The 8,025-nt window shown below is 48.4% G+C and carries 8 protein-coding genes and 1 pseudogene; 3 read left to right on the top strand and 6 right to left on the bottom strand.

All coding sequences use genetic code 11. The features are described from left to right. Positions 1-205: 205 nt before the first annotated feature. A pseudogene (locus KCR01S_RS23285) lies at positions 206-754 on the bottom strand (ssDNA-binding domain-containing protein); the annotation flags it as partial. 216 nt (positions 755-970) lie between these two features. Here KCR01S_RS23285 and umuD point away from each other — a divergent pair. Beyond that, the gene (gene umuD, locus KCR01S_RS23280; protein ID WP_015493080.1) at positions 971-1,393 is read left to right on the top strand and encodes a translesion error-prone DNA polymerase V autoproteolytic subunit; all 423 of its coding nucleotides are present in this window, start codon (positions 971-973) and stop codon (positions 1,391-1,393) included. Beyond that, positions 1,393-2,667 carry a Y-family DNA polymerase gene (locus KCR01S_RS23275; RefSeq protein ID WP_061285227.1) on the top strand — a complete coding sequence of 425 codons (1,275 nt, stop codon included), beginning with the start codon at positions 1,393-1,395 and terminating at the stop codon, positions 2,665-2,667. Before umuD ends, KCR01S_RS23275 begins: the two co-directional genes overlap by 1 nt. 48 nt (positions 2,668-2,715) lie before the next feature. Here KCR01S_RS23275 and KCR01S_RS23270 read toward each other — a convergent pair whose 3' ends face one another. The 5 genes from KCR01S_RS23270 to KCR01S_RS23250 all read right to left on the bottom strand — a co-directional run bounded on the left by KCR01S_RS23270 (position 2,716) and on the right by KCR01S_RS23250 (position 6,793). Further along, positions 2,716-3,966 (bottom strand): RES family NAD+ phosphorylase, encoded by a 1,251-nt coding sequence (locus KCR01S_RS23270; RefSeq protein ID WP_244886226.1) that lies wholly within the window; start codon positions 3,964-3,966, stop codon positions 2,716-2,718. A 172-nt stretch (positions 3,967-4,138) separates the two neighbouring features. Next, positions 4,139-4,462, bottom strand: a complete 324-nt coding sequence (locus KCR01S_RS25455) for a hypothetical protein (RefSeq protein ID WP_040118449.1) — start codon at positions 4,460-4,462, stop codon at positions 4,139-4,141. Beyond that, positions 4,459-4,896, bottom strand: a complete 438-nt coding sequence (locus KCR01S_RS23260; RefSeq protein WP_061285225.1) for a hypothetical protein — start codon at positions 4,894-4,896, stop codon at positions 4,459-4,461. The genes KCR01S_RS25455 and KCR01S_RS23260 overlap by 4 nt, the downstream gene beginning before the upstream one ends. Next, on the bottom strand, positions 4,896-5,927 hold the full coding sequence (locus KCR01S_RS23255; protein WP_061285224.1) for a ParB/RepB/Spo0J family partition protein: 1,032 nt from the start codon (positions 5,925-5,927) through the stop codon (positions 4,896-4,898). The genes KCR01S_RS23260 and KCR01S_RS23255 overlap by 1 nt, the downstream gene beginning before the upstream one ends. Continuing rightward, positions 5,927-6,793: a ParA family protein gene (locus tag KCR01S_RS23250; RefSeq protein ID WP_061285223.1), complete on the bottom strand. Its 867-nt coding sequence runs from the start codon at positions 6,791-6,793 to the stop codon at positions 5,927-5,929. Before KCR01S_RS23250 ends, KCR01S_RS23255 begins: the two co-directional genes overlap by 1 nt. A 493-nt stretch (positions 6,794-7,286) precedes the next feature. Here KCR01S_RS23250 and KCR01S_RS23245 point away from each other — a divergent pair, with 493 nt between their 5' ends. Beyond that, positions 7,287-7,919 carry a recombinase family protein gene (locus KCR01S_RS23245; RefSeq protein WP_042005150.1) on the top strand — a complete coding sequence of 211 codons (633 nt, stop codon included), beginning with the start codon at positions 7,287-7,289 and terminating at the stop codon, positions 7,917-7,919. The last annotated feature ends 106 nt before the right edge of the window (positions 7,920-8,025 follow it).

The following is an 8,025-nucleotide window of genomic DNA, read 5'->3' as shown; positions in this document are numbered from 1 at the left end:
AGAAACGCCGGAATCGGGGAAAACTTGCTTTTCCCCGATTGCCGGGGTTGGACAACGACGCGCTGCGGAGGCGTCAGGCCGTTTAGTTGAACAAACAGGATCATGCGGAAGTTTTTTCGGCCCTCAAGCTTTGTTCCCCTCGATCCATTGCGGGTAGTCCTTGCTGATATCGCATCGCAGCGTTTTATTGCCAACGCTGATGATGTAATACGGTGCCTGCATTCATCTGCGAGCGCAGCATCACCTGACCTGCCAGGTGCGGACTTTCTGACAGAAACTGGCCACTGCGACCGTCGGCGGCAATCACCATCACCTCACGGCCCTGTGCGCGGGCCATCATGGCCACGTCTTCCGTGCGCTCACGCAGGGTCTGCGCGCCTCCGCGACCGCTGAGAATAGCCACCGGGCTTTTATCCTGGGTCAGCACAGAAACAGCATCACCTGCCGGCATATCGCGCGCTTTTGCCCGTTCCGGAAAGACCAGCACGGTTTGCTCCTGAATGGCTGTGCGCGCCAGCTGATGAACGCTGAGTTCGTTCAGCAGGTGAATATCGGAAGTAAAAATACCCTTTTCACGGTCAAGCGGGATAAGTCGCTGCCCTTCAATCGCGGCATCAATGCCGGCACGGGCCTGCTCAAACAGACCTGACGCTGACGGCAGACGACTGACCGTGCCGGCCAGCATTTCCGACCAGGTAAACTGGACCTTCTTCTCCGACAACGCCGAAATCGTGTCACTGACGGCTTTCTGCACGTCTGATTCTGAAATCTGAGTGGAAGACACACTGGCGGGCTGGCCTGTTGCCCGGCATCGACTCACAGGGTTATGCACCGTTTCTGTGGATAACCCACTGCCTGTTTTATCCGCCAGAACAATAACCTGGCAGGAACAGGTAAAATTCTCCTTGCAGGACGGGAAATATCTTAAAATAATACTGTATATAAAAACAGGTATTTTAAGAGGTATGCCATGATCCTTTTTGTCACTCCCGCATCAGAGCCAGCACTGTCCACCGCGCCACTTTTCACAGAGCGCTGTCCGGCTGGTTTTCCGTCACCGGCCGCGGACTATACCGAAGACGAACTGGATCTGAACGCCTACTGTATCCGTCGCCCCAGCGCGACCTACTTTGTCCGGGCCATTGGCGATTCGATGAAAGATATGGGCCTGCACTCCGGCGATCTCATGGTTGTCGACAAAGCTGAAAAACCCATGCAGGGGGATATTGTCATCGCGGAAACAGATGGCGAATTCACCGTTAAGCGCCTGCAGCTTAAACCCCGTATCGCCCTGCTGCCGATGAATCCCGCCTACCCCACTCTTTATCCGGAAGAACTGCAGATATTCGGCGTGGTGATGGCATTCATACATAAGACGCGGGGTACGAATTGATGTTCGCTTTGGCTGACGTCAACAGCTTCTACGCCAGCTGTGAGAAAGTATTTCGTCCGGACCTGCGTAACAGGCCCGTTGTGGTGCTCAGTAACAATGATGGTTGCGTCATCGCGCGCAGTGCCGAAGCGAAACGGCTGGGTATTAAAATGGGCGTCCCCTGGTTCCAGCTGAAGACGGCACAATTCCCGGAGCCGGTCATCACGTTCTCGAGCAATTACGAGCTCTATGCGTCTATGTCGAACAGGGTTATGTCTCATCTTGAGGAGCTGGCGCCGCGCGTGGAGCAGTACAGCATCGACGAGATGTTTCTGGACATTCGCGGCATAGACCGCTGCATTAATTTTGAGGACTTCGGCCGGCAGCTGCGCGAGCACGTACGCTCCGGTACGGGGCTGACAATCGGCGTCGGGATGGGGCCGACCAAAACGCTGGCTAAAAGCGCACAATGGGCGTCTAAGGAATGGCGGCAGTTTGGTGGCGTGCTTGCTCTGACTTCTGGCAATCCAAAACGAACGGAGAAACTGTTGTCACTGCAGCCAGTAGACGAAATCTGGGGGGTTGGCCGAAGGATCTCAAAGAAACTGAGCACAATGGGGATAACAACTGCACTACAGCTGGCGCGCGCGAACCCTGTATTTATCAGGAAAAATTTCAGCGTTGTGCTGGAGAGAACCGTTCGGGAACTCAACGGAGAAAGCTGTATTTCGCTTGAAGAAGCGCCTCCGCCAAAACAGCAGATTGTCTGTAGCCGGTCCTTTGGGGAGCGTGTCATGACGTATGAAGCCATGCGCCAGGCAGTTTGTCAGTACGCTGAGCGTGCAGCTGAAAAGCTGCGCGGCGAGCGTCAGTTCTGCAGGCATATTGCCGTTTTTGTGAAGACGTCACCGTTCGCTGTGAACGAACCGTATTACGGGAATGTGGCCAGTGAAAAGCTGATGACTCCCTCGCAGGATACCAGGGACATCATAGCCGCAGCGGTGAAAGCACTGGATCGGATCTGGGTGAATGGCCATCGATATGCAAAAGCAGGTTGCATGCTCAATGATTTCACTCCTACCGGGGTTTCGCAGCTGAACCTCTTCGATGATACTCAGCCCCGGAGCAACAGTAACCAGCTGATGAAAGTCGTGGACGGCATTAACCATTCAGGACTGGGAAAAGTGTGGTTTGCGGGACGAGGCATTGCTCCTGAGTGGCAAATGAAACGAGAAATGCTTTCCCCTGCGTACACAACGCGCTGGAATGATCTCCCGGTGGCAATGATAAGATGATCTGCCACCAAAAGATTTCGCATGCGAAATATGGGTTATATCTACCCGTCAGAATTCGTCATCCGAATAGCCAGATTTCGCATGCGAAATCACTCCTTTTGTGCGGCCTTCCGTTAAATAGTGCGTGACTGTTGTTTCTGATGTGGAGTAATCAACACCCTCTACTTTATGAACTTCTATGCCATCGAGTTTTAACTCAAGTATATCTTCCCTATTTTTCTTACGTGATAGCACTTTAAATTCACGACGGAAATCATCGGGAGTCGTCCTTATCTCTGGGTCAAAGTACGAAATATCCTCATCGTGCTGATACATATTTACTTCAGCTTCCCGGAACCTTCGGTCTGCATTCAGTACCCCAGATGATTTATGAAACAGGATAATATTCATGACAGAAGGGTCAGTGCTTTCCTTTGGCTTTTGCGCGGAAGCGAACAGTATCCCATCGAGTTCGCAATGCTCAAATGTTGAGAGATAATCAGCGATAGCTTGCGTCAGCAGGTAATTTGTTTCTTCAAGCTCAGGAACAACCGGCATAACAAGTTTTCTGGAGAGATTCTGAATAAAACTACTGCGTTCATATCGAAGAAGATACTCAGGATCAAAGCGGCTAAATCCGTTAACAGCCAGCCCTTTGAGACTGGAGAGGTCGAGTAACCTGACTGTCCGCAACAAAGTGAACTCAGCAACAGCAACATAACTACCGACAGGTGGCCGCACTTCAGATATGGCATTTTTTCTGGACGTAGCGCCATAGAAGACAGAGATACCTCTAGCATTCATTCTGCCGGAAGGTGTCAGCTCAGGAGGAGGAGGTCCGAAACTCGACTCGGGCATACGTAATGCGATTTCAAGTGCATCCTCTGACTGAAAAATACGACCACGGAAAATTGGTTTGTTAGGCTCAAAATCGATGAATGCTGAGGGATGATTTTCGTGAAGGTAAGTAAAAACCTCTTCGAAAGTTGCCATCGCGTCCATATTAAAGAATCGATTACTCTCCCGAAGTTTCCTTTCCATTGAATTCCATTTTCTGGACAGGTTTCCTGAGATGGTTACAGCTTCAACAAAATGAGGCTCATCACCATATTTTCTATCATGTGAGCTCCAGTCAAACCATAACTCCTCGAGCAGTTCCGATAAGTCATCAATGATATTATCATTGGCTGTGACCTCTTGCTCCAGAACTGAGAAGAGAGGTTCACCTTCATACTCTTCCAGATAATGGTTATATTCTCCGCCCCTATAATAATTTTCAATCAACCAGTCGACCTTTTCAGCCAGTGTTTCCATCGACATCGTCATCTCTTCGGAGTCACAATAATCGCATGATTCTGAGGCATCAGGATCGCTTGCGATGATGTTGTTCAGATAACGGTCATCGTTCAGACACTGCCTGCAAATTCTCTTTGAACCCGGCACTCTGTTTAATCCTTAGGTTAGATAGATTTCGCATGCGAAATCTTTCGGTTTAATCTCGTCGATGCAGCTGTATAAGAGCCTCAGAAGGACGATAGTGCTGCTTTGCCCACCGCCCGTAATTATTAACGGACTCATACTGACGTTCTGCAGCACCATCACGGTAATACAGTATATGGATAATCCCGTGTAGCTGCAGATAACTGGCTACAGTGGTTACATTATTACGAACGAAACGCGTGTGGCTCTGGAAGATATCAAGATCAACTCCGTCCTGTCCGTCATCAAGCGCATCAAGAATAAAAGCGATTAATGCAGAAGCGATAGAACGTCTGCCAGAGCCTGCGATACAAGCATCAAGCTCTTGAAAAGTCATCTGGATTTCCTGTTGTTACGGTAGCTGGAATCCTCTTCAATTGCAGCCACGAACCATCCGGTAGCAGTTTGCCTGTCTATGCTATCAGGCAAGGAAGCCACTAACTGCTCAAGTGGAAGTGTACGATTGGCTCTGAATATCAGCGCCGACATACCACACCAGTCCTGGTTACTTTCGGGCTTCCAGCCGATGCTGAGCATCAATGTTAACGCCGTCTGAGCTGCCCACAACGGAGTTTCAGCCGGGTTAGAGGCCCATGAAAGTAATGCCGCGCCGGGTACGGGCCTGCTTCTTGTAACGTATCCTAGATTGATAGCCGCTTCTGTTAATGCGGCAGCTGCTTCGGATTGCGTTCCGGGATAACGAAGCGCCCAGTGGCGGACAATTTGGCCACGGAATGCCGTGGCCATTTCGGTGAACGGGGTTGATTTCATCACTGAGAGCGCATTCCTTTGACGCGTAGTTCAGAAGCCTCAACTGAAATCTCACCAATGTCCATTTTCACCCACACATACCCAGCTTTGTCTGGCGCACGGTCAGTCATTATTACCCCTTGCTGATCGTCTATCTCGACAACAACCTGCCAGGTTTTTACATCTGAATTGCTGCCCAAAGGCTTGGTTGGTTTTTTGTTCTGAGCCTTAGATTTCGCATGCGAAATCTCACCTTTGTTTTTGTTTTTTACTGCATCAAGAACAGCTTTAACCTGCGAACGTGAAATACCAGACTCTCGCGCAGCTGCGACAAGCTTCTCGGCCTCTTCGGGAGACTTTTCATTTACCTGTATCAGTGTGTATGCCAGATCGACATCAGATGTGACTTTATCCCGGAGAAGGGCGGTAACATTTTCTGGTGCATCAATGAGACGAAGGTGTTTACTGACAAATGAGGTAGGCTTACCCATTGTTTTTGCGATTTGCTCACCCGTCATATTGAACTCATGCTTGAGCTCATAGAACGATTTTGCAGTCGCTAATGGTTTCAAACCAGACTGCTGCAGGTTTTCAATGAGCTGACCGATGATGCGTTCTTTTCTTTCCCGTGGTGGTTTACCAACATAAATATCAATGTGGGTATCACCACGCTTGCGGGCAGTGCGAACACGCGTTTCGCCTAACCATATCTGGTAGCCACGTCTGTCACGAGGATAACAACGAGGTGGGGTAAGCATCCCTATCGTTTCGAAGGTATCAGACATACCATCGATGATATCTTCCTCGAAGTCTTCTTCAGGTCGCACTTGATCTTCAGCATAAACCAGATTTATATCGACGCGTATTATCTGACCATCAGGTTCGATATCCGGGCGTGCAATATCCGCCATAATCTGGTGTGCAGCTATATCATGGCTCTGCTCATCTGGCTGTTTATTTGCAATGACTTTTTCAATATCAGAAACAACAGCAGAATTTTTTTTCATTTCCTGCTGCGCCTGTAGTCGCTTCATAAAAGGTTTCTTGGCCATTACTTACCTCCTGCGAGCATAATAATTTTCTGGGTAAGTTCTTTATACTGAATTGCAGGAAGACATTTTGGGTCGTATTCATCAAAGGAGAGACCAAGTTCGATCGCTTCTTTTGCAGCAGCAGGTACAAATGATATATAGGCGAGAATGTATTCTTCAGAGTAGCCTTTTCCCTGAAGGATCTCGATGAGGAGATTCAGATTCAGTGTATCAATAGGCCCCAGATATCCTTCTTTAAGTGGTTTTTTATAATTTTTCACCTGCGTCTGGGTCACGTAAGTCCCCATGAACTGCAGCGAAGGATTGTAGTTCCGCTTAATTTTCTGCATATAAGTAAGCTGTTTACCAACTGCATTACGGGCCTGCTTCTCCAGCAGGGTAGGGATCAGAAGATAATCAGCTGACATATGCGCTGCGATCATAACATTTGAATAAGATGGCGCTGAATCAGCAATAATAAAATCAAACTGTTTCTTCAGTTCTTCAATACGTTCCCTGAAGTCGAACATGCAGTCGCTGTTTCGGTAGTTAATTTCATTAAGTTCACTGGTAGCACCGATAAAAAAGCGCCCGCCAGGAAGCTCAATCGGTCGAATCTCTGTTTCAGAAAAGAAAAGCTGATATGTATTCGCTTCACCGGGTGTAAAACTGTTACTTAAAGGTTCGCGTTCTATCTCATAAGGTAAGCCGTCAGGGAATGCCCTCTCCGTCAGACCAGTTGTCCAGTCCATATCAATTTCAAGCACGCGGAAACCAGCTTTACGAAGATCATGTGCAATTTCACTGGATGACTGCGATTTAACGATTCCGCCCTTCTGACTACATACAACGATCAGTTTTCCGATAGGTCCAATTTTCAGTGTCATGTAACAGTCCTTAAGATTTCGCATGCGAAATGTTTGAGAAGGGGCGGCACGGCTTGAAAGAGTATTTCAATAATGAAATGAATTCATTGCGGGATTTCATACACACTCCTGTGAGTCAGGCGTTTCGCCAGGTGCAGAAGCAGCTATCTGCCACTGCGTTTGTTGTCGAGCTTTCATGACGACATAAACAGTATACAGATAAACATTAGAGTATCAATAATGATACGCAATAGATTTCGCATGCGAAATCACATTTTGATTATTTCTGGTGATCGTAATTGATTTTGTTGACCCACTACGCAAACCGTGAGTCTGTTCAGAGCTTGCATCTGAGCAGGCGAAGGGTTGGACAAGCCCGATGGGCGCGTCAGCCTGTCACATTTGGGTATGCTCTATATATACCATCCGAAAAAATACCGGCGAATGTTATTGTTACCACATAAGTGATACCATCATAAGCAAGACCACTTAAAAGTTACCATAAGGACAAAATATGTTCGTTTTTGGTTACCTCCGGGCATCCACTTCAGAGCAGGATGCCAGCCGGGCAAAAAATGCACTGAAGGCATTTGCAAACCAAAATGGCCACCGTATTGCTGGCTGGTATATCGATAATGTCTCCGGTACGACAATGAACCGTCCAGAACTGATCAGGCTTCTTGGTGATGCGGAACCTGGTGATGTGATTCTCATAGAACAGGTCGACAGGCTTACCCGCCTGGATGATGCAGGCTGGGAGACACTCAGAAAGCAAATTACTGATAAGCAGCTGGCCATCGTCAGTCTTGATCTACCGACCAGCCATCTGGCGCTCTCCAGCACAGTAAGTGATGACTTTACCCGAAGCATGCTGAAGGCCGTAAATGGCATGATGCTGGATATGCTCGCCGCTATTGCCCGAAAAGATTACGAAGACCGTCGACGCCGTCAGTCAGAGGGCATCAGTAAGGCGAAAGCTGAAGGAAAATACCGAGGCAGGGTGGCCGACGCGCAGAAACATGAATTGATACGCACTCTGCGTCTGGCCCACGGAAAATCACTGCGTGAAACAGCCCGGCTAGCTGGCGTATCAAAGATGACAGTAATCAGAGTCTGTAACGGCAATCATAAACAGGATACTGATTGATGATACTTATTCACGTTAGGTTCAGAACAAACAATTAAACTTATGGAGCGAATATGGCTGAAAGAATATCTCAAAGAGAACGGGAGTTGTTGGAGGAATTCCTTTG

This window comes from Kluyvera cryocrescens NBRC 102467 (genome assembly GCF_001571285.1).
GTDB lineage: Bacteria > Pseudomonadota > Gammaproteobacteria > Enterobacterales > Enterobacteriaceae > Kluyvera > Kluyvera cryocrescens.
The sequence above is the reverse complement of the archived record's forward strand: the minus strand, read 5'-3'. Positions and strand labels throughout refer to the sequence as shown.